The 25,275-nt window shown below is 58.6% G+C and carries 25 protein-coding genes, 1 tRNA gene and 1 other RNA gene; 13 read left to right on the plus strand and 14 right to left on the minus strand.

The features are described 5' to 3' along the window. Positions 1-22: 22 nt before the first annotated feature. Positions 23-943, minus strand: a complete 921-nt coding sequence (locus tag THS5294_RS02490) for a manganese-dependent inorganic pyrophosphatase (protein ID WP_058122506.1) — start codon at positions 941-943, stop codon at positions 23-25. A 128-nt stretch (positions 944-1,071) separates the two neighbouring features. Between THS5294_RS02490 and THS5294_RS02495 the strand changes: the two genes are divergently transcribed. The 8 genes from THS5294_RS02495 (at position 1,072) to THS5294_RS02530 (ending at position 8,258) form a co-directional block, all read left to right on the plus strand. Further along, positions 1,072-1,746 (plus strand): DUF2161 domain-containing phosphodiesterase, encoded by a 675-nt coding sequence (locus THS5294_RS02495; protein ID WP_058122586.1) that lies wholly within the window; start codon positions 1,072-1,074, stop codon positions 1,744-1,746. 265 nt (positions 1,747-2,011) lie between these two features. Then, entirely contained in the window at positions 2,012-2,311 is a 300-nt protein-coding gene (locus tag THS5294_RS02500; RefSeq protein WP_038007891.1) for a co-chaperone GroES, read from the plus strand. Positions 2,312-2,362: 51 nt separating this feature from the next. Further along, complete coding sequence (groL, locus tag THS5294_RS02505) at positions 2,363-4,003, plus strand: chaperonin GroEL (protein WP_038007894.1); 1,641 nt, start codon at positions 2,363-2,365, stop codon at positions 4,001-4,003. 151 nt (positions 4,004-4,154) lie between these two features. Continuing rightward, positions 4,155-5,009 carry a DMT family transporter gene (locus THS5294_RS02510; RefSeq protein WP_072936700.1) on the plus strand — a complete coding sequence of 285 codons (855 nt, stop codon included), beginning with the start codon at positions 4,155-4,157 and terminating at the stop codon, positions 5,007-5,009. 70 nt (positions 5,010-5,079) lie between these two features. Beyond that, positions 5,080-5,838, plus strand: a complete 759-nt coding sequence (locus THS5294_RS02515; protein WP_058122508.1) for a lipase family protein — start codon at positions 5,080-5,082, stop codon at positions 5,836-5,838. Between the two features lie 246 nt (positions 5,839-6,084). Beyond that, positions 6,085-6,867 carry a LysM peptidoglycan-binding domain-containing protein gene (locus THS5294_RS02520; RefSeq protein WP_058122509.1) on the plus strand — a complete coding sequence of 261 codons (783 nt, stop codon included), beginning with the start codon at positions 6,085-6,087 and terminating at the stop codon, positions 6,865-6,867. Between the two features lie 8 nt (positions 6,868-6,875). Beyond that, entirely contained in the window at positions 6,876-7,997 is a 1,122-nt protein-coding gene (locus THS5294_RS02525; RefSeq protein ID WP_058122510.1) for a pyridoxal phosphate-dependent aminotransferase, read from the plus strand. 60 nt (positions 7,998-8,057) lie between these two features. After that, positions 8,058-8,258, plus strand: a complete 201-nt coding sequence (locus THS5294_RS02530; RefSeq protein WP_058122511.1) for a hypothetical protein — start codon at positions 8,058-8,060, stop codon at positions 8,256-8,258. Between the two features lie 52 nt (positions 8,259-8,310). Here the strand turns inward: THS5294_RS02530 and THS5294_RS02535 are convergent, their stop codons facing one another. Beyond that, positions 8,311-9,510, minus strand: a complete 1,200-nt coding sequence (locus THS5294_RS02535; protein WP_058122512.1) for a pyridoxal-phosphate-dependent aminotransferase family protein — start codon at positions 9,508-9,510, stop codon at positions 8,311-8,313. Between the two features lie 74 nt (positions 9,511-9,584). Here THS5294_RS02535 and ygfZ point away from each other — a divergent pair, with 74 nt between their 5' ends. Further along, positions 9,585-10,307, plus strand: a complete 723-nt coding sequence (ygfZ, locus tag THS5294_RS02540) for a CAF17-like 4Fe-4S cluster assembly/insertion protein YgfZ (protein WP_058122513.1) — start codon at positions 9,585-9,587, stop codon at positions 10,305-10,307. Positions 10,308-10,355: 48 nt separating this feature from the next. Continuing rightward, positions 10,356-12,176 carry a M3 family oligoendopeptidase gene (locus tag THS5294_RS02545; protein WP_058122514.1) on the plus strand — a complete coding sequence of 607 codons (1,821 nt, stop codon included), beginning with the start codon at positions 10,356-10,358 and terminating at the stop codon, positions 12,174-12,176. Between the two features lie 4 nt (positions 12,177-12,180). On the opposite strand, the gene THS5294_RS02550 is transcribed toward THS5294_RS02545, so the two are convergent. The 3 genes from THS5294_RS02550 to THS5294_RS02560 form a co-directional block, all read right to left on the minus strand. Continuing rightward, entirely contained in the window at positions 12,181-13,494 is a 1,314-nt protein-coding gene (locus THS5294_RS02550; RefSeq protein WP_058122515.1) for an isoprenylcysteine carboxylmethyltransferase family protein, read from the minus strand. A gap of 150 nt (positions 13,495-13,644) precedes the next feature. Next, entirely contained in the window at positions 13,645-14,538 is an 894-nt protein-coding gene (gene rpoH / locus THS5294_RS02555; RefSeq protein ID WP_058122587.1) for an RNA polymerase sigma factor RpoH, read from the minus strand. 196 nt (positions 14,539-14,734) lie between these two features. Beyond that, positions 14,735-15,748, minus strand: a complete 1,014-nt coding sequence (locus THS5294_RS02560; RefSeq protein ID WP_058122516.1) for an RluA family pseudouridine synthase — start codon at positions 15,746-15,748, stop codon at positions 14,735-14,737. On the opposite strand from THS5294_RS02560, the gene THS5294_RS02565 reads away from it, so the two are divergent. After that, on the plus strand, positions 15,738-16,034 hold the full coding sequence (locus THS5294_RS02565) for a DUF6476 family protein (RefSeq protein WP_058122517.1): 297 nt from the start codon (positions 15,738-15,740) through the stop codon (positions 16,032-16,034). The genes THS5294_RS02560 and THS5294_RS02565 overlap by 11 nt on opposite strands. 64 nt (positions 16,035-16,098) lie before the next feature. On the opposite strand, the gene THS5294_RS02570 is transcribed toward THS5294_RS02565, so the two are convergent. After that, a tRNA-His gene (locus THS5294_RS02570) sits at positions 16,099-16,175 on the minus strand. A gap of 179 nt (positions 16,176-16,354) precedes the next feature. Here THS5294_RS02570 and THS5294_RS02575 point away from each other — a divergent pair. Beyond that, positions 16,355-16,537, plus strand: a complete 183-nt coding sequence (locus tag THS5294_RS02575) for a DUF6324 family protein (protein WP_038007932.1) — start codon at positions 16,355-16,357, stop codon at positions 16,535-16,537. On the opposite strand, the gene THS5294_RS02580 is transcribed toward THS5294_RS02575, so the two are convergent. Beyond that, positions 16,524-16,976 carry an MmcB family DNA repair protein gene (locus THS5294_RS02580; protein WP_058122518.1) on the minus strand — a complete coding sequence of 151 codons (453 nt, stop codon included), beginning with the start codon at positions 16,974-16,976 and terminating at the stop codon, positions 16,524-16,526. The two genes, THS5294_RS02575 and THS5294_RS02580, sit on opposite strands and share 14 nt — an antisense overlap. Before the next feature lie 77 nt (positions 16,977-17,053). On the opposite strand from THS5294_RS02580, the gene ssrS reads away from it, so the two are divergent. After that, a non-coding RNA gene (gene ssrS / locus THS5294_RS18865) (6S RNA) lies at positions 17,054-17,209 on the plus strand. A gap of 39 nt (positions 17,210-17,248) precedes the next feature. Here ssrS and THS5294_RS02585 read toward each other — a convergent pair. The 7 genes from THS5294_RS02585 to THS5294_RS02615 form a co-directional block, all read right to left on the minus strand. After that, positions 17,249-19,648 (minus strand): ligase-associated DNA damage response DEXH box helicase, encoded by a 2,400-nt coding sequence (locus THS5294_RS02585; RefSeq protein ID WP_370736563.1) that lies wholly within the window; start codon positions 19,646-19,648, stop codon positions 17,249-17,251. A 323-nt stretch (positions 19,649-19,971) separates the two neighbouring features. Continuing rightward, positions 19,972-21,285: a DUF8689 domain-containing protein gene (locus tag THS5294_RS02590; RefSeq protein WP_058122520.1), complete on the minus strand. Its 1,314-nt coding sequence runs from the start codon at positions 21,283-21,285 to the stop codon at positions 19,972-19,974. 86 nt (positions 21,286-21,371) lie between these two features. Further along, positions 21,372-21,866 (minus strand): prepilin peptidase, encoded by a 495-nt coding sequence (locus THS5294_RS02595; protein WP_058122521.1) that lies wholly within the window; start codon positions 21,864-21,866, stop codon positions 21,372-21,374. Beyond that, positions 21,867-22,718: a tetratricopeptide repeat protein gene (locus tag THS5294_RS02600; RefSeq protein ID WP_058122522.1), complete on the minus strand. Its 852-nt coding sequence runs from the start codon at positions 22,716-22,718 to the stop codon at positions 21,867-21,869. Positions 22,719-22,754: 36 nt separating this feature from the next. Further along, positions 22,755-23,315, minus strand: coding sequence for a tetratricopeptide repeat protein (locus THS5294_RS02605; protein ID WP_058122523.1), 561 nt, complete (start codon positions 23,313-23,315; stop codon positions 22,755-22,757). Beyond that, positions 23,316-24,290 carry a type II secretion system F family protein gene (locus tag THS5294_RS02610; RefSeq protein WP_038007949.1) on the minus strand — a complete coding sequence of 325 codons (975 nt, stop codon included), beginning with the start codon at positions 24,288-24,290 and terminating at the stop codon, positions 23,316-23,318. A 4-nt stretch (positions 24,291-24,294) separates the two neighbouring features. Next, complete coding sequence (locus THS5294_RS02615) at positions 24,295-25,263, minus strand: type II secretion system F family protein (RefSeq protein ID WP_058122524.1); 969 nt, start codon at positions 25,261-25,263, stop codon at positions 24,295-24,297. Positions 25,264-25,275: the final 12 nt, after the last annotated feature.

Below are 25,275 nucleotides of genomic sequence, written 5' to 3' on the forward strand. Positions count from 1 at the left end.
GCAATGGAACCTGTATCAGATCTTAAACAGCGAGGTTCGGGATGATCTGCTTTTTGCGGCTCATGATGCCGGGCAAGACAACCGCGTCACCCTCAACCGTCGCGCCAAAGCTTTTCTCGGCCACGGATTTGGTCAGGTCGTTGGGGATCAGCATCGTGGCTTGCTCATTCAGGATATCAACCACGAAAAGCAGGACCTGATCGACACCGTCCTCAGCCGCAACGCTGGTCATCGTCTCCATGATGGAGGCTTTGCGGTCCAGCACGACGTCAGGGGCTGTCGTTTCTAGGACGGATACGCGGAACTTTGTGCCCGCGACTGCGTACTCCTTGCTGTCCATGCGCAACAATTCGGCGTCCGAAAACGCAGAGACGTCGGATTTGGCAGCAAACATCGCGGCGGCGTATTCAGCGATGTCTACGCCCAGATCCTCTGCCAGCGCATAGGCAATGGCTTTGTCTTCTTGTGTTGTCGTGGGTGAGCGGAATTCAAGCGTGTCGGACAGGATGCATGTCAGCATCGCGCCTTTGATCGCCTTGGGCGCCTGTGCCAGATCATCGCCAATCATTTTCCACATGATGGTCGCGGTGCAGGCCAGCGGCTCGATCCGGATGTCGATCGGGCCTTTGGTTTCCAGCCCGCCCACCAGTTTGTGGTGGTCGATGATCGCGCGGACGTCTGCGCCGTTGATGTTGGCAGGCAGCTCGGCGGGGTTGTTGGTGTCCACGATCACGCATGGCTGATCGTCGGCAACGTCTGCGATGATCTCTGGTTTGTTCAATTTCCAATGGTCGAGCATGAACAAGGCTTCGGTGTTCGGCTCGCCCAACAGGACGGGCTTGGCTTCTACGCCTTTGATCTGGTTCAGGTACCATGCCCAGATAATGGGCGATCCGGTAGAGTCGGTGTCAGGTGCTTTGTGGCCGAAGACGAGCGTTGTCATAGGTTCTGTCCATTGCAAAAATGAGGTTGGCGCGGGGGTATCAGGGCGCGGGTGACTTGTCACGAAGCCAAGGCGTCGCGGGCACGGGGCGGCTTGACACTTTGAGCAAGCTGCGCGGTAACTTGGCCATGGCACCAATCCGCGAAACCGAGCTTTATGCGCCCGTCAAAACCTTTCTGGAAGGGCAGGGTTATGTCGTGAAGGCCGAGGTTGGCGCGGCGGATGTGGTCGCGGTGCGCGGCGCAGAGCCGCCTGTTGTCGTTGAGCTGAAGGCCGCGTTTTCATTGTCGCTGTTTCATCAGGGGATCGCGCGGTTGGGCATTACGGATACCGTATATGTCGCTGTGCCGCGCGGGCAGGGTAAGCGGTGGCAGACCAGCCTTAAGTCCAACATCAGCTTGGCACGACGGCTGGGGCTGGGGGTTGTCACGGTTCGGCTATCTGATGGGTTGGTGCAGGTGCATTGCGATCCGGGGCCCTACGCCCCGCGCAAAAGCGCCAAACGGCAAGCTCGGCTGCTGAAGGAATTTGCGCGTCTAGAAGGTGACCCTAACACGGGCGGTGCGACGCGGCATGGTTTGGTGACGGGGTATCGATCAGACGCGCTGAAATGTGCGGCTTATCTGGCTGAGGCGGGCGCGGAAAAGGGGGCTTTGGTCGCCAAGGCCACTGGCGTGGCGCAAGCAACAACGATTATGCGCGACAACCACTATGGCTGGTTCGATAAGATCGAAAAGGGCGTCTATGGCCTGTCTGCCGCGGGGCAGGCGGGGCTCAAAGATTGGGGTGATGTTCTGGGTTAGGCCGTAGGCTTAAATCGATTCCGTTCCCGATTTGGTGTCCTTTATTTATCGCATAAACAGGGTGTCGGGCCGAGTGCGAATCCCTTACACACGTCGCTCAGAGAACCTTCAGCGCGATCTACGCCCGCCTGCGCCCCGTTTTGGCGAAAATTCTCTCTCTCCCAACTGTTGACAGCTTGCCGCAGCCTGCTTACCTACCTGCCGTTAGCACTCATACCGAGTGAGTGCTAAGACCTCGTAACTGAGAACATAGGAGTGTTCTGTAATGGCATTGAAACCGCTTCATGACCGCGTGCTGGTCCGTCGTACCGAAAGCGACGAGAAAACCGCTGGCGGCCTGATCATCCCCGAGACTGCCAAAGAGAAGCCCGCAGAAGGCATCATCGTGGCCTGCGGCGAAGGCGCCCGCAAGGACAGCGGCGAGCTGATCGACATGGCTGTTTCGGCTGGCGACAAAGTGCTGTTCGGCAAATGGTCCGGCACCGAAGTCACCGTTGATGGCGAAGAGCTGCTGATGATGAAAGAATCCGACATTCTCGGCATCATCACAGACGACGCTGCCTAAGCGCTTCTGATCGTCCGATCTTAAATAAGTCCAAATTTACTGGAGATTGAAATGTCTGCGAAAGACGTCAAATTCAACACCGACGCCCGCAACCGTATGCTGCAGGGTGTGAACATCCTGGCTGACGCGGTTAAAGTGACCCTCGGCCCCAAAGGCCGTAACGTTGTCCTCGACAAATCCTTTGGCGCACCGCGCATCACCAAAGACGGTGTATCCGTAGCCAAAGAAATCGAACTCGAAGACAAGTTCGAGAACATGGGCGCACAGATGGTGAAGGAAGTTGCTTCCCGCACCAACGATGAGGCCGGCGACGGCACCACAACAGCGACCGTTCTGGCCCAAGCCATCGTCCGCGAAGGCATGAAGTCCGTCGCTGCTGGCATGAACCCAATGGACCTCAAGCGCGGCATCGACATGGCAACGATCAAAGTCGTTGAAGCTATCAAAGCGGCCTCGCGTCCCGTCAACGACAGTGCTGAAGTTGCACAGGTCGGTACGATCTCTGCCAACGGCGAGCGTGAAATCGGTGAGCAAATCGCCGGTGCGATGCAAAAAGTCGGCAACGAAGGTGTTATCACCGTCGAAGAAAACAAAGGTCTTGAGACAGAGACTGATGTTGTTGAAGGCATGCAGTTCGACCGCGGTTACCTGTCGCCCTACTTCGTGACCAACCCCGACAAAATGATCGCAGACCTCGAAGACTGCATGATCCTGCTGCACGAGAAGAAACTCTCCTCGCTACAGCCAATGGTTCCCCTGCTCGAGTCCGTGATCCAATCGCAAAAGCCGCTTCTGATCATCGCAGAAGACGTAGAAGGCGAAGCGCTGGCAACACTCGTGGTCAACAAACTGCGCGGCGGCCTGAAAATTGCGGCAGTCAAAGCACCTGGTTTCGGCGATCGCCGCAAAGCCATGCTGCAAGACATCGCAATCCTGACCGGCGGCCAAGTGATCTCCGAAGATCTCGGCATGAAGCTTGAGAATGTCACCATGGACATGCTCGGCACCGCGAAGAAAGTCACAATCACCAAAGACGAAACCACTGTTGTGGACGGCGCTGGTGAGAAGGCTGAAATCGAGGCACGCGTGGCTCAGATCCGTCAGCAGATCGAAGAAACCACATCCGACTATGACCGTGAAAAACTGCAAGAGCGCGTAGCCAAACTGGCTGGTGGTGTTGCTGTTATCCGCGTCGGCGGCATGACCGAAGTGGAAGTCAAAGAGCGCAAAGACCGTGTGGACGATGCTCTCAACGCGACACGCGCAGCTGTGCAAGAAGGCGTTGTTGTTGGCGGTGGTGTGGCTCTCGTACAGGCTGCAAAAGCCCTCGATGGCCTGACAGGTGCAAACAACGACCAAAACGTCGGCATCTCGATCATCCGCAAAGCCATCGAAGCGCCTCTGCGTCAGATCGCAGAAAACGCTGGTGTTGACGGCGCAGTTGTTGCCGGCAAAATCCGCGAAAGCAGCGACCTGTCCTTCGGCTTCAACGCACAGACCGAAGAATATGGCGATATGTTCTCGTTCGGTGTGATTGACCCTGCCAAAGTGGTTCGCACCGCTCTGCAAGATGCGTCCTCGGTTGCTGGTCTGCTGATCACCACCGAAGCCATGGTTGCTGACAAGCCGTCCAAGGACGGCGGCGGCGCACCAGCAATGCCCGACATGGGCGGCATGGGCGGCATGATGTAAGACGCTTCGCGTCACATGCGCCGGTCCTTCGGGATTGGCAGTGCAAAGGGCCCCTTGTGGGCCCTTTGTCATGTCTGGGGGTTTGATGGCCCACCCGCCAAGGGATGCAAACCGTTTGACATCCTGCCGCGCGCAGCCTCTGAGTGGCGCTATGAAACTCTTTGCGCTCACGACTTTCACGATGCTCTTTTTCGCCTCCAACTCGCTCCTGACGCGGGCGGGTGTGGCGGATGGCATGGACCCTCTGACATTTGCCGCGATCCGTGTCGGTGCGGGGGCGGTTTTTCTGGGGGTCATTGCCCTGTGGCAGCGGGGGCAGGTGCCGATCACCGGGCGCACGCGGCTTTTGTCTGTCATTGGGCTGAGCGTTTATCTCTTGGGCTTTTCTCTCAGTTACTTGACGCTTGAGGCCGGTATGGGCGCGCTCGTGTTGTTTGCCACCGTGCAATTGTGCCTGTTCGGTGCCGCTATCGCCTTTCGTGAGGTGATCGGCCCGCGCCGCTGGCTCGGTATGGGCATCGCGATGAGCGGTTTGACCCTACTGCTGCTGCCCGGTGGGGGCGGTGGCGTCGATCTGGCAGGTGTCGCATGGATGATTTTGGGCGGCGCAGGTTGGGCGCTTTATACCTATATGGGCAAGTCATCCGATTGGGCTTTGGGCAATTCAGCGGGTAACTTTTTGCTCAGCACAGGTGTGCTGTTTCTTGCGGTGCCGCTTTGGTGGGGCGGGGTGATTACGCCGCTGGGATTGGTGTGCGCCGTGGCCTCTGGCGCGATTGCATCTGGGTTAGGCTATGCCCTCTGGTTCGTGGTTTTGCCGCAGATGGCCACGACGACGGCCGGCGTCGCCCAATTGTGTGTGCCGGTGATCGCAGTGATTGGCGGAGCGGTCCTGCTGGATGAACCTGTGACGCTGCCGATTATTCTGGCCTGCGCCGTTGTCTTGGGTGGCATCGCGTTGGCGACAGTACCGCCCGCGCGCAAGGCGGGCTCACCGCCGCAATAACTTCGCGTGTCGCGTTACGTCACATGCAGCCCCCCTCGTCACAGCGCCTCTGCCCCCCTATGTTTGGGATATGAAACGCGCACTTATCACTGCGATAACAAGCCTCGCCCTATTGGGCTGCGCATCCGTGCAGGCGGCCCCCCGGGGTTGCGTGATATTGCTTCACGGGTTGGCGCGCACAGATGCCTCTATGCTGGTCATGGAAGAGGCGTTGGAACAGGCGGGTTACCACGTGGTTGCAGCCAGCTATCCGTCTCGCTCGGGTAAACTGTCGGACCTTGCATCCGATACCCTTCCAACCGCACGACGGGCGTGTGCCGCAGCCGCCCCTGAGGCGGATGTGAATGTGGTCACGCATTCGATGGGTGGTATCCTGACACGCGTTTGGGCCAAGGCGCACCCAGAGGCCGAATGGGGCCGCGTGGTCATGCTGGCCCCTCCCAATAACGGCTCCGAACTGGTCGATACCTTCGAAGAGGTGCCGGGGTTTGAGTGGTTTAACGGTCCTGCGGGTACGGCTCTGGGCACAGGGCCTGACGACATTCCCGCACAACTCGGCCCGGTACCGTTTTCATTGGGTGTGATCGCGGGCAACCGTAGCCTCAATGCGTTCTATTCCTCGATCCTGCCGGGTGAAGACGATGGCAAAGTCACGGTGGAATCTACGAAAGTGGCGGGGATGAAGGCGCATCTGACCTTGCCCGTGACCCATACGTTCATGATGAATAACCCGCGTGTAATTGCGCAAACCTTGTCGTTTCTGGACTCCGAGACTTTCGTGCCGGACCTGACGCTGGGCGAGGTGTTGTGGGACGCCCTTGTGGAGTAACCCCATGGGTGGCCGACCTATATATGCCGATCCGTGATGCGGCATGCGCTACAGGTTGACTTTTCGCCACTTTTTCGCCACCGTTTTTCTATTCGAGGAGCCTGTCCTTTGGCCATCACAGCGACCCTGAAGTCGGGGGGTGGCAAGGGGCTTGCAAGAGTATCAGCATCGGATGTGCGCCTGTTTTGATGCCTCATCTTGGGGGCTTTGGACGGGCTTGGTACACGGCCGTTAAGGGAAATTGTGATGATCCGTTTGTTCATGATCTACACCGGGCTGTTGTGTGCAGCAGCCCTTGGCCTGTGGTTCGGGCGGTCGGATCAGAAACCATTGGCCGAAGCGGCCCAAGACATCGAGATTTTGCCTGAGGTTGTTGCAGTAGCCCCCAGCGCGCCCGCGCCAGTTATCGTGGAATTGCCGGAGAGCCTGCCAGAGATCGCTGTAACGCCCCCCGAGGTGCAAATCATCGAGAGCCAGGCTCCTGAGCCTGTTGAAACTGCCGTAGTCAGTAGCTCACCAGCCCCAGTGCCGCTGCCACCAGTGGTCGTCGCCCCAAGTGAGCCGGAGGAAGTATTTACGCCGACTGTTGAGGTCCTGCCCGACGTGGTTGAGGAGGTTCCGGCACCCGTTGTCATCGCGTCCGTGCCCGCCGTGTCGCAGATGGAAACCGCAGCCGCGCCAGTAGCGGACAGCCTCCCAGAAGCAGAGGTAGAGCAAGCGGAAGTGCGCCCGGCCCCCGCGCCAGTGATTAAACCTCCCGCACCTGCGCAAACGCCCGCACCCGTCGCCGAACCCGCCCCGCGCTTACCTCTGGATCCAGTGATTGAGGCTTTGATCGCGCAAGCGGCCCTCGCGGCAGAGGCCGGCACCGGCGACACCTACGTCGTACAGCCCGGCGATAGCCTTTTGTCCATCGCCCGCGCGCTGTATGGGAACAGCGACGCATACCAACAGATTTTCGACGCCAATCGCGACCTCCTTCCCTCCATCGACGCAATCCAGACGGGTCAGACCCTTCGCTTGCCCTGAGCCACATAATGACATCTCCAAAAACGACCCTTCGCTTGACACCTCTGGCCGAAACCCTGCCTGCGGCTGTGCCCTTCGTCGGCCCCGAGACCCAAGAACGGGCGCGCGGTGCGCAGTTTGATGCCCGCCTTGGCGCAAACGAAAGCGGCTTTGGCCCGTCCCCCAAGGCTATCGCGGCAATGGCGGACGCGGCGCACGACGCATGGATGTACGGGGACCCGGAAAGCTATGATTTGCGCGTGGCCTTGGCCGATGATCTGGGCGTGGATGCGGATCAGATCATGATGGGCGAAGGGATCGACGGCTTGCTCGGCACCTTGGTGCGCCTGTTTGTCGGGCAGGGCGATCCCGTGGTCACGTCGGCAGGTGCCTATCCTACGTTCAACTATCATGTCGCGGGCTTCGGTGGCGCGCTGCACACCGTCCCTTACCGCGATGATCACGAAGATCCCGAGGCGCTCTTGGCTAAGGCGGCTGAGGTCGGGGCCAAGCTGATTTACCTAGCTAATCCAGACAACCCCATGGGCAGCTGGTACGACGCGGCCCGGATGGAGGCTGTTGTGGCCGCAATCCCCTGCGGCAGCCTTTTGGTGCTGGATGAGGCCTATATTGACCTCGCGCCCGATGGGACGGCCCCTCAAATCGACCCCGAGACGCCGGGCGTGATCCGGATGCGTACGTTTTCCAAGGGGTACGGCCTTGCCGGTGCACGCGTGGGTTACGCGATAGGGCCGCGCGCATTGATTACCGCGTTCCACAAGGTGCGCAATCATTTTGGGATGTCGCGGGTGTCTCAGGCGGGGGCGCTGGCCGCGCTACGCGATCCCGATTGGTTGGAGCATGTTCGGGCGCAGGTTGCGATATCACGGGCTGAGATCGCGCGCATTGGGGCCGCACATAGGCTGCGCGCACTTCCCTCAGCGGCGAATTTTGTGACGCTAGATTGTGGACGGGATGGTGATTTTGCCCGCGCCTTGGTTGCTGCCCTTAGCGCTGAGGGTATCTTTGTGCGCATGCCGCTTAAGGCCCCCCAAGACCGCTGTATCCGCGTGTCTTGTGGGCAAAAGGCCGAAATGATGGCGTTTGAACGGGCATTGCCGCGCGCGTTGGCCTGCTGCACAGAAATTTGACTTTCTAAAATACGCATCACGTATAACTTTAGTTAACTTGCTCGTGATACGAGGTGCGTGATGAAAAACCATCCCGTCGGCTGCGCGCCGGATTATACCAATGCCTTTCTGGCCATGGCTTTCGTCTGGATGATGATTGCTCTGATTGCGATTTGGGCCGTTTGGGGGTTCTTGATGGCGATCGTGATGTGCAGCTTTGCCCATGCGTGGCTCGCGCATAAGTTGCAAAAACGTGCTGAAGTCGTGACGGTGCGGGACTAGGGCCCATGTAAACCAGGGCCGCAGGTGCGGCCCTAGAAAACGCCAGTGCAGATTAGCGCCCTGCCAATATTTCCGCCGCGGCGGACAACGCGCCCTGACCATGCTCAATATTCAGCGCCTTAAGGCCGGTATCAATCGCCCCCAATGTGCCCAGCATCATGTGTGCGTTGACGTGGCCCATGTGGCCGACGCGGAAAAACCCGTGCCATTCAGGGGCGTCAGGGGGGGCCATGCCCAGCCCAATCCCGAGGGTGACGCCCATCTGATCCGTCAAATGATCGCGCAAGGCCGTACCCAGCGGCGGAGTGATCCGCAGTGATGTCACCGCGCGACTGCGATGTGCGATGTCTGCGACATTCAACTCGAGCGGGCCTTGGGTGCTCCAAGCATCGCAGGCGGCCCACAGCGCGCGGGCGAGGGTTTCGTGACGCGCCCAGACAGCGGTGATGCCCTCTTCGTGGACAATCATGTCCAGTGCCTCGCGCAGGCCGTAAAGGTGATGCGTTGGGGCGGTGCCGTTGAAGTATTTGTAGTAGTAGTCGGGGTTTGTGCGCGGGCGCCAATCCCAATAGCCAGTGACGCAATTGGCGTTTTCGCGGGCGGCTTCGGCTCGGTCGTTGTAATAGACAAAAGACATGCCGGGCGGGGTCATAAGGCCCTTTTGGCAGCCGGTGATCATCACATCGACGCCCCATTCATCCATCTCAAACCGGTCGCAGCCCAGTGAGGCGATGCAATCGACCATCAACAGGGCAGGGTGGCCTGCGGCGTCAATCGCCCGACGCATCGCAGCCACATCCGACAGAACCGATGAGGATGTGTCGACATGGACCATCAGCACCGATTTGATTTCGTGGTCAGTGTCGGCACGCAACCGTGCCTCGATCTGGGCGGCGTCCATCGGGGTGCGTTTGCCAAAGTCGATAACCTCGGTGCGGATGCCTAACCCTTCGGCAGAGGCGGCCCAGCCGTGGGCAAATTGTCCCGTCGCGGGCACCAAGGCGAGGTCGCCTCGGGAATGGGTGTTGGCCAGCGATGCCTCCCACGCGGCGTGGCCGTTGCCGATATAGATCGTCACATTGTGCGCGGTACGTGCCACGGCCTTGAGGTCGGGGATCAGCGAATGGGTCATCTCGATCAACTCGCCGGTGTAGATATTTGGCGCGGCGCGGTGCATGGCGCGCAAAACGCGATCGGGCATAACGGAGGGGCCAGGGATAGCGAGTGTGTGGCGGCCGTGAGCGAGACTCATTTTTGAATGTTCCTGTTGTTTGCGCTTGTGGCGGTTGCCATAGGTCTTATCTCTAATGGCAAGGAGGTGCCACAATGCGCACAGTTTTCAAGATCACTGGTGCAGACCGGCTCAAGTTTTTGCACGGGCTCGTGTCGAATGACGTGCCTGAACAGGGTTTGGGCTATGCCGCACTGCTGAGCCCTCAGGGCAAATATCTTGCGGATTTTTTCCAGTGGCAGGAAGCGGACGCGATTTTTGTGGATGTCGCGACGGAGCTTGCGGCTGATTTGGGGCGGCGGCTGTCGATGTATAAGCTGCGCTCTGACGTGGCTATCACGGACAGCGGGCTGTGCATGTCCCGCGGTACGGGGCCTGCACCCGACGGCGCGATGACCGATCCGCGCGACCCCGGGCTGGGCTGGCGCCTGTATGGCACGCAGGACGGCGACGATGGTACCGATTGGGATCAGCTGCGCGTGACCCATGTTGTTCCCGAAAGCGGGATCGAGCTGGTCGTTGGCGACAGCTATATCCTTGAGATGGGGTTTGAGCGTCTACACGGCGTCGATTTCCGCAAAGGCTGCTTTGTTGGCCAAGAAATCGTGGCCCGGATGAAGCATAAGACTGAGCTGAAAAAGGGCCTGATGCAGGTCACTGTCAGCCAAGATGTGCCCATCGGCACCCCCATCACGTCCGAAGGCAAACCCGCTGGCACCTTGTTCACGCAATCCGGTGGCAAAGGTCTGGCCTATCTGCGGTTTGACCGCGCCAATGGCCCCATGCAGGCCGCAGGCGCAGAGGTGGCGGCGGCGTAATCTGCCCTACTTTTCTATATATATCCCGATATCCAAGAGGTTTTTTTGATGTTTGATACACCCCTTCTCCGCGACGCCCATTCTGATGCCAAAGGGGAGCCATTGGGGAACCTGCCTGAGTGGGATCTGACGGACCTGTATGCAGCAGATGACGCGCCAGAACTGGTTCGGGACCTGGAGTGGCTGGAGGCCGAGTGCGCCGCGTTCGCCGCTGATTATCAGGGCAAACTGGCCGAGCTGGATGCGGATGGAATGGCCGCATGTATCAAGCGCTATGAGGAAATCGACGTTATCGCTGGGCGGATCATGTCCTACGCGGGCCTACGCTATTACCAGCAGACCACGGATGGGGACCGTGCGAAGTTTATGTCCGACATGCAGGACAAAATCACCACGTTTACAAATGCGCTTGTGTTCTTTTCGCTTGAGTTCAACTCGCTTGAGGATGACGCCCTAGAGACTGCGTATGGTGCCAACGCGGATTTGGCGCGCTACCGCCCCGTGTTGGACCGGATGCGGGCGATGAAACCCTATCAGCTTTCGGATGAGCTAGAGACATTCTTGCACGATCAATCGGTTGTGGGTTCCAGCGCATGGAACAAGCTGTTCGACGAAACGATCGCCGGGTTGGAGTTCGTGGTCGAGGGTGAGACATACAACATCGAAGGCACGCTGAACTTCATGTCCGACCCCGACCGCTCCAAGCGCGAGGCGGCTGCGCGTGAATTGGCGCGCGTGTTCGGCGCAAATGTCCGTACGTTTTCGCGTGTGCACAACACATTGGCCAAAGAAAAAGAGATCTCTGATCGGTGGCGCGGGCTAGAAACCCCGCAGATGGGCCGTCATCTCGCCAACCATGTCGAGCCAGAGGTGGTTGAGGCGCTGCGCAACGCGGTGGTTGAGGCTTATCCGCGCCTGTCGCATCGGTATTATGCGCTAAAGGCCAAATGGATGGGCCTTGAGACGCTGGAGGTTTGGGACCGCAACGCGCCCTTGCCGATGGAGGACACGCGCACCGTCGGTTGGGATGAGGCAAAGGCGACCGTGATGGACGCGTACTCGGCCTTTGACCCGCGCATGGGCGCCTTGGCCGAGCCTTTCTTTGACAAAGGCTGGATCGACGCGGGCGTGAAGCCGGGCAAAGCGCCCGGCGCATTCGCGCACCCTACCGTGACGACCGTGCACCCCTATGTGATGCTCAACTACCTCGGCAAACCGCGCGATGTGATGACATTGGCGCATGAACTGGGTCACGGCGTGCATCAGGTTTTGGCCGCAGAGCAGGGCGAATTGTTGTCCTCAACACCGCTTACACTGGCCGAGACCGCCAGTGTGTTTGGCGAAATGCTTACCTTCCGCAAGATGCTGGAAAACGCCGACAGTGATTCCGCGCGCAAGGTCATGCTGGCGGGCAAGGTCGAAGACATGATCAACACGGTTGTCCGCCAGATCGCCTTCTATGACTTTGAGTGCAAACTGCACGACGCCCGCCGTGAGGGTGAGCTGACGCCAGATGATATCAACGCCTTGTGGATGTCCGTTCAGGCCGAAAGCCTGGGCCCCGTCTTTGACTACATGGAAGGGTATGAGACCTTCTGGGCGTACATCCCGCACTTCGTGCATTCGCCGTTTTATGTCTATGCTTACGCCTTTGGCGATGGTCTCGTGAACGCGTTGTATGCGGTCTACGAAGAAGGCGATGCGGACTTCCAAGAGAAGTATTTTGAGATGCTCCGCGCAGGTGGATCCAAACATCACAAGGCGCTTTTGGCGCCCTTTGGTTTGGATGCCAGCGATCCGGCGTTCTGGTCCAAGGGTCTTTCGATGATCGAAGGCTTCATCGACCAGCTTGAGGCGATGGAAGACTAGCCCGCTATTCCGCCGCGACTGGGCAGTTGTCTGGTTTTGAAACGGCATGCAGCGCGTGATCTGGCGCGCTGTAGGCCAAAGCCGGTAGCATCCGGTAAAGCGGTGCGCATAGCCCTCGGGTGTTGAGAGCGGTCGCATAGCGCACGTAGTCCGGGTCTTCGGACATGTGCAGTTCCTCTGCCTTGGCGCGGCCAAAATAGATCATCGTGACCACGATCATCCCCGCTGTCGCGGCGATCTGGGTCTGGACCGGGACGTCCGCCAGAAACGGTGCCGACGTCAGCCAGAAGAAGCACACCTTGGACATGTAATCGGGGTGTTTCATCCAGCGGTACGGCCCGCAGGTTACGACACCTCGGTTGGTCAGATTGGACCAGCGCAATCCGAATGACGCCGTGGCCCAGACCCAAACGCCAAAGCTCAGCAAAAGTAGCGCCAGCCATGGTCCAGCCAAAAGCGGGTAGTCTTGGATCGTTTCATGCCACGGTACGCCGGTGTCGCGGCTAAATATTTGGCCTGTGATAACTGCGTTGAAGGGCGCGTAGCAGACCAGTGTGACGACCCAGCCCCAAAGCACAGGGTTGGTTGTGCGTATATGGGCGTCGAACAGGCGCAGGGTGAGCGTATAGCCCACGCAGACCACAACCAGTTCGAGCAAAAGTGCGAGCAACATCAGGTGGCGGGTGAGGGTGACAAGGTCTTGGGTCGCCCAAGCACTGATCGGCGCGCTGCCTGCGATTGTGTTGACGAGGTAGCTAAACATGATCGGCAGAAAGAACCCTTTGATTACCCATCCAAGCATGAAATGGCGTAGCCCTGCGTATTCCACATGGTGTGATTGACGTGTGAGCCATGCGCCGATCTGCCAATATCCGTCGCGCGGTTGGGTCATCCGGGCATCGACCCAAAGGATATAGAGAAACGAAATGACCAATATGACGGGGGCCAAACGGGTCAATAGCCCGACTGCGGGGATAAGGTCTTGGACAGGGTACACTCGGAATAGCGCGTGAAAGCCGATAACGGCGCCAAGCATCGCGATGAGGCCGATGAACTTCGTTGCGCTGCGCAGAATATCATAGTGCGGGGGGCTTTGGTTGATCCCGCTACTGGCGTTGCGGTGGACCCGCTTGAAGGCCAGTTCAAGTATCGCAATAGGCACCGCATAGGCACACATCAGCGCAAAGGCCGCCCAGATCACCGGGACCGCCGAGGCGTGTGTCACCGCGACAAACGCGGCGGTGGCACAGCCAAGGCTGACCAAATTGATCCAGCCAGTTGTGACGGATGTTGGTATCTTGGCTGGCGGCGATGCCATGACGTGTCCCCTACTTGCTTAGATCGGGTTGATCACAGCAAGCGGGCGGAAATGGGACGAAATGCAGAAACTATCGCGGCAGAAAGCTAGCCCTATAGGCGTAAAAAAGCCCCACCCGCGCGTGCGGGCAGGGCGTTTATCGTTCAGGACTTAGGCGGGCAACATGCCCTTTTCCTTGGCCAATTCGCGCATCCGCGATTGCAGCTTTTCGAACGCGCGCACTTCAATCTGGCGAATGCGCTCACGGCTGACGCTATACTGCGTGGACAGGTCCTCTAGCGTGATCGTTTCCTCTGACAGGCGACGTTGCACAAGGATGTCACGCTCCCGCTCATTCAGGACTTCCATGGCGTCCTCCATGAGCGACAAGCGCGCCTTCATCTCATCACTTTCGGCATAGTCGCCAGCGGTGTCCGCGCTGTCATCCTCAAGCCAGTCCTGCCATTCTGTAGCACCTTCACCATCGGCCGAAATCATGGCATTGAGCGAAGCATCGCCCCCCGACATGCGCCGGTTCATGGAGATCACTTCGGTCTCTGTCACGCCTAGATCTGTGGCAATGCGTTTTACGTTTTCGGGGCGCATATCGCCATCTTCCAACGCGCCGATGCGGGCCTTGGCTTTACGCAGGTTAAAGAACAGTTTCTTTTGTGCCGAGGTCGTGCCGAGTTTCACAAGGCTCCAAGACCGCAGGATGTATTCTTGGATTGAGGCGCGAATCCACCACATCGCATAGGTCGCGAGGCGAAACCCCTTTTCCGGGTCAAAGCGTTTGACGGCCTGCATCAGGCCCACGTTTGCCTCCGAGATGACCTCGGCCTGCGGAAGTCCGTAGCCGCGATAACCCATCGCGATTTTGGCCGCGAGACGCAGGTGTGACGTTATCATTTGGTGCGCGGCATCGGTGTCTTCTTCTTCAACCCAACGCTTGGCGAGCATGTATTCTTGCTCCGGCTCCAGCATTGGGAACTTGCGAATTTCTTGTAAATAGCGGTTCAGTCCCTGTTCCGGCGACGGAGCGGGAAGATTGGCATAAGCGGACATGTTGGACATGGCAAAGCCCCCTGAATGGCATGTTAATTTCTTTTACTTTCCACTCAACGTGGGCAGCGGTTGAACGGTTTTCAAGTGGGGTCGAAGGATTTCGACCCCGTTGTTCAGAAATATAGAGCCTGCGCGAATGCGCTTCAATCGGGCTGAAGCATAAGTAACGTGCGTGTGAGCACATGGGTGCCGCGGATTATGCCGAACCGGTTAACGCGTCCTGCAGCGCCTGCATGTCCGCAGGCATATCGGCTGCGAAACGCATGTCTTCTTCCGTGACAGGATGCACAAAGCCCAACTCAGCCGCGTGGAGCGCTTGTCGGGGGAAGCGGAGAACATCCTCCAAGCCTGGGTGGCCTTTGGGCAACTTGCGTCGCCCGCCATAGGTTTGATCCCCGATCAGAGCGTGCCCCGCATGGGCCATATGCACGCGGATCTGGTGCGTGCGCCCGGTTTCGAGCCAGCATTCGACCAGCGCGGCCGCGCCAAAATCCTCGACAATCCGGACGCGAGTGACCGCATGGCGCCCGCCTGTGAACAGTACGGCCTGACGTTGCCGATCCGTTTTGTGACGGGCCAACATGGTTGTAATTTTGAGGATGTTGCCGGGCTCAAAGCTGGTACCCTTTACGCCGCGCAGCCGTGGGTCAGAGGCGCTGGGCACCCCATAACACAGCGCAAGGTAGCGGCGGTGCACGGTGTGTTTCTCGAACTGCTTGGCAAGCCCGTGGTGAGCAGCGTCCGATTTGGCGACCACCAGCAAACCGCTGGTATCCTTATCGATCCGGTGCACGATGCCGGGCCGTTTTTCGCCGCCAACCCCGGATAAACGCCCATCAAAGTGGTGCAAAAGCGCGTTCACCAAGGTCCCGCCGGGGGAGCCAGGGGCCGGATGGACGACCATGCCAACGGGCTTGTGGATTACAATCAGATCGTCATCTTCGTGCCGAATATCGAGGGGGATGTCCTCGGGTCGGGTCTCAAGGTCTTGGGTGATTTCGACCGTGATTGCGATCTCATCGCCCTCAGTCAGCCGAGCCCTTGGATCGGTCACGACCGTGCCATTGACCTGTACGGCTGCGTCCGCCACCAAACGCGCAAGACGCGACCGGCTGAGGTGGGCTTGCTCTGGCACATCGCGCGCGATCGCCTTATCAAGACGGGCAGGGGGATTTTCCCCGATAACAAAGGTGACGCGTGTGTCTGCCAAAGACGATTTCCCCGAATTGCCGCCCCACCTTCGCCTGCTCAAAACGCTGGTGACGGTGTTGACGGGTGTGATGATCCTCGGCGTGATAATCGTGGTGGGCCTGCTTGTCACGCGCTTCCCGACCCCAGTGACCGCGCCCGAAGCATTGCAGCTACCCGAAGGCACTGTTGCGCAGGCCGTGACACAAGGGCACGGTTGGTGGATTGTGGTCACCGAAGACGCGCGCGTGTTATTTTTCGGAAGCGACGGGGCGCTCCGCCAAGAGGTTCCGTTAGACAGCCAATAGCTGAGATGCCGCGAATCGTGTGCGGATAACGACAAGGCGCGGATTAGATAGGTTTGTAGGGTGATGGTACCACCTCCCCGGCTCGAACGGGGGACCTCCTGATCCACAATCAGGCGCTCTAACCTACTGAGCTAAGGCGGCACGCTTGGTGGATTTAGCGAGGTGTGCTGACGATTGCAAGCGCTACTGGCGCGCTATTTCCCACCTTTGTGCGATGAAATCTATGCGAATGGGAATGCGGACCTGTCGTGGCCCTTGGGGAACGCAGGCTTGCATGGGCGCGAGCCATTGGGTAGGTGCAACGCAACAAGGAGGCCATCATGGGCATCAATACCGAAAGCGACATCACTGCAAATTTGCAAATCGGTCCAACGACCGACGGCATGGTCCGTATTTTTGTCGAGGCTGGTGATGTGGAAATCCCGATGGATTTCGAACCGGAAGAAGCTTTGGATATCGCCGAAGAAATTCGGGCAGCGGCTCTTTCGATTACGGGAGAGTAAACGCCATCGGATCGCGCAGAGCTTGCAGGCGCTGTGCACTGGTTCGTGCGAACTTCTGCAAGAGTTTTTTGCGCCGCGCGGCTGGTAAAGGCGTATCGGGCCCCATTCGAATGATCTCAGCCCCATAGCTATCAGCGATGATCAGGCCAGTATCGTCTGGCAGCAGCTCCGTCGGAAAATCACTGTCCACTGCCCAGAAAAACCGATCACAGAACGGTAAATAGCCCTGCCATTTCTGGTCAGACTGAAAATCGGCACGCGATGATTTGCATTCCACCACCCACAGTTGCCCTTTGGGGCCCAAGGCCATGATGTCCACGCGCAAGCCGCGTTCTGGTGTGAATTCCTCGATGCAATTGTAATCATACGTCAGAAGGTGCCGCGCGGTTCCGCGCGCCAGCAATTGGCCGGGGCTGAGTGTGGTATCACTGCTTATCATCGTATCATTTTGAACGTAACGTGAACACATGTCTAGGCTTGTGCGGGGGGCTATGCGGCCCTATGTGTCGGGGCAGGCGGGTTCTGCGGGATACGTCAACATAGCGAAATTCCGGTGGCCTTAAGCAAATCCGAGGGAGCTGGCTCTGTCACGGTCCTGGCTGTGTTACCTGGCGCCCACCTGTACATACAGGTCCTCGGGAATCCTCGCTCGACGGTTCATGTGGTTCCCGCCGCCTTATTTTCCTTCGGAAAATCCGCCCGTTTGATCGGCTACACCTGTTCTAATCCCGCTGCGGTCATGAGCCGCGCGGCCTCTTCGGTGAGTAGGCGTTGTTCGCCGAGGCCTTTCACCGGGATGCGCCCGGGCTCTAGGAACAAGGGGGCGGCGAGCGGGCTAAGTCGGTCCAGTTCAACCAAATCAATCCGATCCCCGATGCGGTCCAGCATGTGTTCCACACGACCGAAATCGACCAAGCCGCGCATGGCTTCTTCACGGGTAATTTGCAGCATCAAATGCTCGGGATCATATTTGCGCAGAGTGTCATAGAGGATGTCGCTGGAAAACGTGGCCTGCCGCCCGGATTTCCGTTTGCCGGGCATGTTTCGGTCGATCAGGCCAGAGATAATCGCAGCGCCCCGAAAGGTCCGTTTCATGACCTGATTGCCTGCCAACCATGTTTCAAGCGCGTCCCTTAATCCCGCGCGATCAAACAGCGCGCTTGGGTCCTGCACGGGGTCGAGCGCCCAAATGAGGGTGGCGTAATCGGTGGCCACAAATCCCATTGGGCCAAGGCCGGCGGCTTCCATGCGCTGAGTCAGCAAAAGCCCCAGTGTCTGCTGCGCATTACGTCCGGCAAAGCCATAGGCAACGGTGTGCGCGCGCCCATCCATCGGAAAACTTTCGACCAAAAGTCGCCCCGGTTGCGGAAGCTTGGATACCCGTTTTTGAACGTCCAGCCAGTCGGCTGTGTGTGCAGGCAAGCCTGCCCAATCGCCTTGTTGAAAAATGCGTAAAATCCGCTCCGACAGCTGGGTCGATGTGGCGAATTTGGTCCCGTAAAAGGTGGCGACTTTTGGGGTTTTGGACTTGCTGCGGGTGACCTCAATGACCAACTCGCGCAGTCCCTCATAGCGGACGATCTGGCCTGCCATCAGAAAGGTATCGCCGGGGGTGAGGGTGGCTGCGAACTCTTCCTCAACCTCGCCTAAGGGCGCGCCGCCTCGTCCGCGCCACCGCACTTTGAGGGTTTCGGCGGATAGGATCGTGCCGAGGTTCATGCGAATTTGCCGTGTGCTGCGTGGATCGCGCAAACGCCACTGCCCGTCCGGCAATTGCATCAATCGTTGGTACCGATCATAGGCGCGCAACGCGTAGCCGCCCGTCGCGCAAAACGTAAGGCAATCGTCAAACTGTGCGCGGCTGAGGCTTTGATATGCACCGCAGGTTTTGATTTCGGCAAACAGGGCATCGGCGTCAAACGGACCTGCACACGCGGTGCTCAGGATATGCTGGCACAGCACATCCCGCGGGCCGGGACCGCGCGGTTCACCATCCAGATCGTGGGCGCGCACGGCCTCTAACGCGGCGACACATTCGACAACCTCAAAGCGGTTTGCAGGCACCAAAAGCGCCTTGGATGGTGCATTGTAGCGGTGATTGGCGCGGCCAATCCGCTGAACCAAACGTTTGACATTCTTGGGTGCGCCCACTTGGATCACAAGATCAACGTTGCCCCAGTCGATGCCCAGATCAAGGCTGCCCGTGCACACGATCGCACGCAATTGGCCGTCCACCATTGCGTGTTCGACCTTTTCCCGGGCCTCGCGGGACAGCGCGCCGTGGTGAATGCCAATCGGCAGAGCGTCTTCATTCGCGAGCCATAGGTGGTGGAAAAAGACCTCTGCCTGCGCGCGGGTGTTGTGAAAGATCAGCGTGGTTTTGTGGCGTTTGACCTCCTGCAACACCGCAGGGATCGCATAGCGACCGCCGCCTCCGGCCCAAGGCGGTGCCTCCGCTGTTTGCAGCATTGAGATGTCAGGTTCAGGGCCCGGATCGGCATTCAGAATAGGGCAGGGGTCAGGGTGGCGGGCCAGAAAACCAGCGATTGCAGTCGGGTCATCGACTGTCGCCGACAGCCCCACGCGCCGCATATCAGGGGCCAAGGACTGGAGCCGCGACAGCGACAGTATCAAGTGATCGCCACGTTTGCTTTCGGCTAGGGCGTGGATTTCATCGACAACAACCCGCTGTAGGCCCGCAAACATCCTTGGCGCGTCCTCATAGCTGAGCAAGAGCGCGAGGCTTTCAGGTGTTGTCAGAAGTATGTGAGGCGGGTCAGCGCGCTGCGCTTTGCGCCGCGACTGCGGTGTGTCACCCGTGCGGTCATCAATCCGGATGGGCAGGTTCGCTTCCTCGACCGGGCGGCGTAGGTTGCGTTTTATATCCGCAGCGAGTGCCTTGAGGGGCGAAATATAAAGCGTATGCAGCCCCTTGTGCGACCCGCCTGCTAGCGCCGCGAGGGTCGGTAGAAACCCCGCAAGCGTTTTGCCGCCACCTGTAGGTGCGATCAAAAGCAGTGAGGGTTCATCGGCACGCGCCAACATTTCAGACTGGTGCGGGTGGGGCGACCAGCCGCGCGTGGCGAACCAAGCGGTAAGGGAGGGAGGCATTTCCATACCCCACAGCCTAGCCCCCGCGCGTGGCGCGGCAAGGTTAGATCAAGGGATCTGTGACCCGGATGGGAAAGCAGGCTGGCCCAGCGTTCGTGATAGGGGCAAGAGCCGCTAAATCATACCCAGCGCCAAACACAGGACCGCCGACCCCGCCAATAGAATGAGCCGCACGGTGCGCCGCTGGCTCAGTGCATCAGGGTCGTCTTCGAAGGGTGATAGTTCCACTGCGTCGTCCTTGCCGCCCGAAGGCGAGTCGTGTTCTTTTGCGACGCCAAATGACGAAGGAATGAGGCAAAATCGTGGCCGCTTTGTGACTTGAGTTAGTGTGAGAACTCAACCTCCGACACAAAGAGATTCTCCCACGCGCGATCAATCAGATCCGGGGTCATTTGATAGGGGATGCCCTCATACTCGCAAATGGCGATAATCTGATCGAGCAGGAACGGCGCGTGGAAGTTGGCATAGACATAGTCAATCGTGGGGTACTTTTGTTTGAGCATGTGCACCAAGGCTGCCTCATCCAGTGGGACCTTTTTCTTTTTGGCGACCATGGCAAAGATCTTCAGGAAGTCCTCCTGTGTCGGACCATCAATCAAGACCTTGAAAAAGATCCGCCGCAGGGCCGCGCCATCGAACAGTTTGTTGGGGTGGAAGTTGGTGGAAAACACCACCAGCGTGTCAAAGGGCACCTCAAACTTTTCACCCGATTGCAGGGCGAGGATATCATAGCCCATCTCCATCGGGACGATCCATCGGTTGATCAGTGATTGAGGGGGCTCCTCTTGGCGGCCAAGGTCATCCACGATGAACACACCGCCCGATGATTTTAGCTGCAAAGATGCCTGATAGGTGCGCGCAACCGGGTTATAATTTAGGTCCAGCATCGAGAGCGTCAGCTCACCCCCCGTCATGACCGTTGGCCGCTGACAGACTATGTACCGTTCATCAAAACGGGGGCCTGTCTTGCGCAGGCAATTGGGGTCTTCCGGCTTTACGGGCACTGGCGTGTGCACGATTGGGTCGAACAGGGTGATAACTTGTCCGGCATATTCAAGGGCATGCGGGATATAGATGTGGTCCCCAAGAGCCGCACGAATACCTTCGGCAATCGACGACTTACCATTGCCGGGCGGGCCGTACATCAGGACAGAGCGCCCAGAGCCAACGGCAGGGCCAAGTTGATCAATCAGATTGGGCGGTAAGATCAGATGCCCCATAGACCGCAGCAACGCATCACGGGTGATCTGGACATTGCGCACGGATTGCTTGCGGGTTTGTTGTTTGTAAATCTCAAGCGGGACGGGCATCGCGCCATAGTATTCGGACTGCGATAGGGCATCGAGCGCACGGGCCTTACCCGCCTCCGTCAGTTGGAACCCCATGTCCCCGCCCTTGCCGGCATGCAGCGTCCCGGTCGCCTCAACCAGACCGGCTTTGCGGATGATATCAACCAATTCCTGCGCCAATGGCACCGGCATACACACGGCCGCCGCAATTTCGCGCGCGGTTTCACAGGATTTGCGGAACATGGTTTTCAGCAGCACATCACGCATCATCACCATGCTCAGCCCCGTGTCCGACAGCGTCTTGAGCGGGGCTGGTGCGGGCACCGGATTGGGAACCATCATGTTCATTGTCTACACACTCCTGCGACAGGGATCCGTCGCAGGTTAGCCCACGGTCCCTTGCGTTTTGGTTACTTTGGTCGCAGGCGCGCGGATTATTGCGCGGCTGCTAGACCAAGGTACACAGCGAGTGTGGACGTAAGTGTGATGCCCATGGGGAATTTTTTGGCCGTCCAACTTTCCCAAGTGGGCGCGAGGCTGCGAATAAAGGCAACTGAGCGTGCAGCCCGATGCAGCGCAAAGGTCACAAAGACCAACACGCAAAAGATCGTGAGCACTTCGGACACGTCGCCAAGGGCCACAAAGGGGGCCATAGCAGCGGCGAATTTACTATCCCCCGCACCAACGCCCAAAAACGCGCTCAGCACAAAGCCGATCACCAAAACCACGGCCAGATGCGCAAACCGCCACGCGAACGCGTCCAGTGGTAGAACCATGAAGCCCACCACCACAAACACCGCCAACAACGCGAGGACCGCAACGTTGGGAATGCGCATCGCGCTAAGGTCCGTATAGGCAACCCACAGGCAAATCGGCAGGGCGGGGATCAGGAACCAAAGCCCCTGTTGCGCCGTCATCTCCAGCAACATCTAGGTGCGCTCCGTGTCCAGCGCGCGCAGGGCGCGCACGGCGGGGGCAAAGTGCTGCGGATGGGCATCAATTGCATCCTGAAGCAAGGTGCGGCCAATGTCGGTCTCACCCTGTTTGATCGCAGCCAATGCCGCAGTGTGCAACAGCTGGGCTTGTTCCGTTTTGGTCATGGGCACGACGGGCATCGTGTAATTCGCCTGCGCTGTGCGGGCCAACACGAGATTGTTTTTGGCGGTGAACAGTTCCCGATCATAGGTGATCGCTTCGGTGAACAACCGCTCCGCGTCGCCGTAATCACCACGGGTTAGCTTGGAGAAACCCCAGTTGTTCAAAACACCCGCTGGGCGTGTGGTCAGGCCTGTGGCGATCTCATAAAAGGCGTCGGCCTTTTCCCACTCTTGGTTGCTGTCGGCGATCATCGCCTCAAGCCGGTAGCGGGAATAGGTTTCATAGGTCGGCGGGATCGTGTCGAGAACATCCTCAGCCTTGTCCCATTTGCCAGTCCGGATCAGGCTGTCGGCATAATCGACCCTGTCATCATTGCTGGCCTCAGGGTGGTCGGCGACCTTTTCCCACGCAAGGGCGGCTTCCTCATTGCGCTTGGCGCGGATCAGGCTTTTGGCCAATCCTCGTTGCACATCAATACGGTCCGGGTTTTCGCGACTGGTCCGCAGAAAGTAATCGACGGCCTCATTCGGGTCCGCGACCGTCAACATGATGTCGTTGAGGTTGCTCTCATCGATGACATTTACACTATCGAGCGCGCGGCTCACGTCTGTGTCAGGCTGCTCACAACCCGCAAGCAAAACGGTGCCCCCCATCAGGAGGCCGATCAATCCAACGTGGCGCATTTTGCGTCCTTTACTGCTCGTGTGGCTCAATAATTTTTATGGCTTGGTCCGCACAAGAGAGACAACGCCCCCTCCGCGATTGACCAGCGTGTAAGCCGATTGTTCTGGATTATACGACGAATTTTCCATTTTTGCGAGTGCTACGCGCAGATTTTCGCGAATTTCGGGGGTTTCGCCACTGTCTAGGGCAAAGGCTTTGCGAAAAGTGCGCTGAGCCTCACCTGTATTGCCCTGCTCGAGCAGCACAACGCCCAGATTATTGAGCGCACCAACATGCTCGGGGGTGTCGCGCAAAACATCGCGCAGGATCCGTTCGGCTTGGTTCAGGCGGCCAAGACGTACGTTAGCGGCCGACATTGAAACCAGCAGATCAGGGCTCAGCCCCTCGCGGGCGGCCGCACGCGTGTAGGTCTCAAGTGCCAGTTCAGCCTCACCTGCGGCGAGCAAGCGATCCGCCACGATACGCGGGTCCACAACCGGCTCCGCGCCCGGCGCGGCACCGGGCGCCAGACCCGGTGTGGGTTCCAGACGTGCAGAGGTCCCCGGCGCACAGGCGACGAGGACCAACAGAAGTGCAGAAATGGAAAGTGCGCGCATTTAGAAGCCACCGCCTCCGCCGCCAAGGCTTTGGGAAATCCCGAAAAGGGAGGGGCCGATCAGAATAATCAGCAAGGGTGGCACACAAAACATCATGGTTCCCACGGTCAGTTTCGTTGGCAAAACGTTGGCCTTTTCTTCGGCCCGCATGACCCGTTTATCACGCATTTCCGCCGCATACACCCTTAGTGCTTCGGCAATTGATGTCCCGAAGGCGGCGGACTGGATCAATACCGTCACAAACGATGAGATATCCGCCACATCGCAGCGGTCCGCGAACTCTTTAAGGACAGATGGCTTGTCCTTACCGGCCTTCATTTCATGGGCGACCATGGATAGTTCTTCGGCAAGATCGGGATAAGACGCCTCGATCTCCTCGCTAACGCGGATGATCGATTGGTCCAGCGATTGGCCGGCCTCAACACAGACCAACAGCAGGTCCAGCGCATCGGGAAAGCCCGACATAATTGCATCCTGGCGGGCCGCCACGCGCTTTTGGACCCAGTATTTCGGTCCATAATAGCCAACACCGCCGGGGATCATAACGGCCATAATGACCTTGGTCAGGCTCATCTCAGAACCCAGAACGACCACATAGAACACGCCCACAATCAGCAATCCAATCCCCAAGATAAGCTGCGCGGCTTGAAGCGTGCGCACAGCGTCGCGATCACGGTAGCCTGCACGGATCAGCATTTTGCGGGTTTCGGACAGCTGCTCGGCGTCTTGGGGCTCCAGCAGATGGGCAAACCGCTCCAGCTTTTTGTTCCGCTGGCCGTGGCGGCTGAGTTTCACCTCTGCATCGGTCTCGCTGGCTTGATCCTCTTGGGATTTGCGCAGGCGGTCCAATGGGTCTTTTTCGCGGTGCAACAGGCGGGGCAGGACCATCAAGGCCATCACCACACCGATGAAGCCCACGAACAAAAGCGCACCCATGGGGCCAAGAAATGCGATGTATTCGTTGAACGTTTCCATGAGCTTAAACCTTAATATTGACCATCATACGCATGAAGAACACGTTGACGATCAGAAAGACGAGGACAACAACAGCCGCCGGAATGAACATCGTGCTGTCCTTTACGTCGGCGTAGTAATCCGGTTGCGCCACGTTGATCCCGATCAGCGCGAGCACCGGAAAGATCGACAGGAACACGCCGGACCAACGCGCCTCGGCGGTGATGGCCTTGACCCGGCGGAACAGTTTGAACCGGGCGCGGATCACTTTCGACAGACCGTTCAAAATCTCGGCCAGGTTACCACCCGATTTTTGCTGAATAGCCACGGCCACAGCCAAAAACCGCATGTCTTGCAGGCCCGCACGTTCGGCCAGACCGCGAAGCGCCTCGGACACATCGCGCCCATAAGCCGCCTCGTCCGAGATAAAACCGAACTCGGTGCCCAGCGGGTCCGGCACCTCCTTGGAGACAATGTTGATCGCGGAATTTAACGGGTGTCCCACGCGCAAGCTGCGCACCATCAGGTCCACGGCGTCGGGCAATTGCTCTTCCATCATCGACAGGCGCTGCTTGGCCTTTTTGTTGATCCAGAAATAGACCGCACCAATGCCAAAGACGATCGACACCAACAGCCGCACCGCAAACCCCGCGCCCGTAAACAGCGTCAACGCGAGGAAAGCGACGACGCACAGCCCGGCCATCACGGCCATCAACATCTCGGGCGCAAAGGCGATGTTCCCCTTGCGGGCCTTCTCGGCGATGAGCGAATAAAACGGGATGTTGCGCGCGGTTGAGTGCTGCTCTTGCTCTTTGCGAAGATGCTCCATCACCTCTTCGCGGGTCGATCCCTTTTCCAGCATCTCTAGGCGGCGGTTCACCCGCGCGTTAAGAGAGATGCTCTTGCCAAAGAACAGCAGATAGATGCCCTCAACCAAGAAGACGATCCCGACGAAAATGCCGATGTAAATGAGTGGCTCAATAGAAATGTCCATGGCGTATACCCC

It is taken from the genome of Thalassobacter stenotrophicus, from assembly GCF_001458315.1.
In the GTDB taxonomy this organism is placed as follows: Bacteria; Pseudomonadota; Alphaproteobacteria; order Rhodobacterales; family Rhodobacteraceae; genus Thalassobacter; species Thalassobacter stenotrophicus.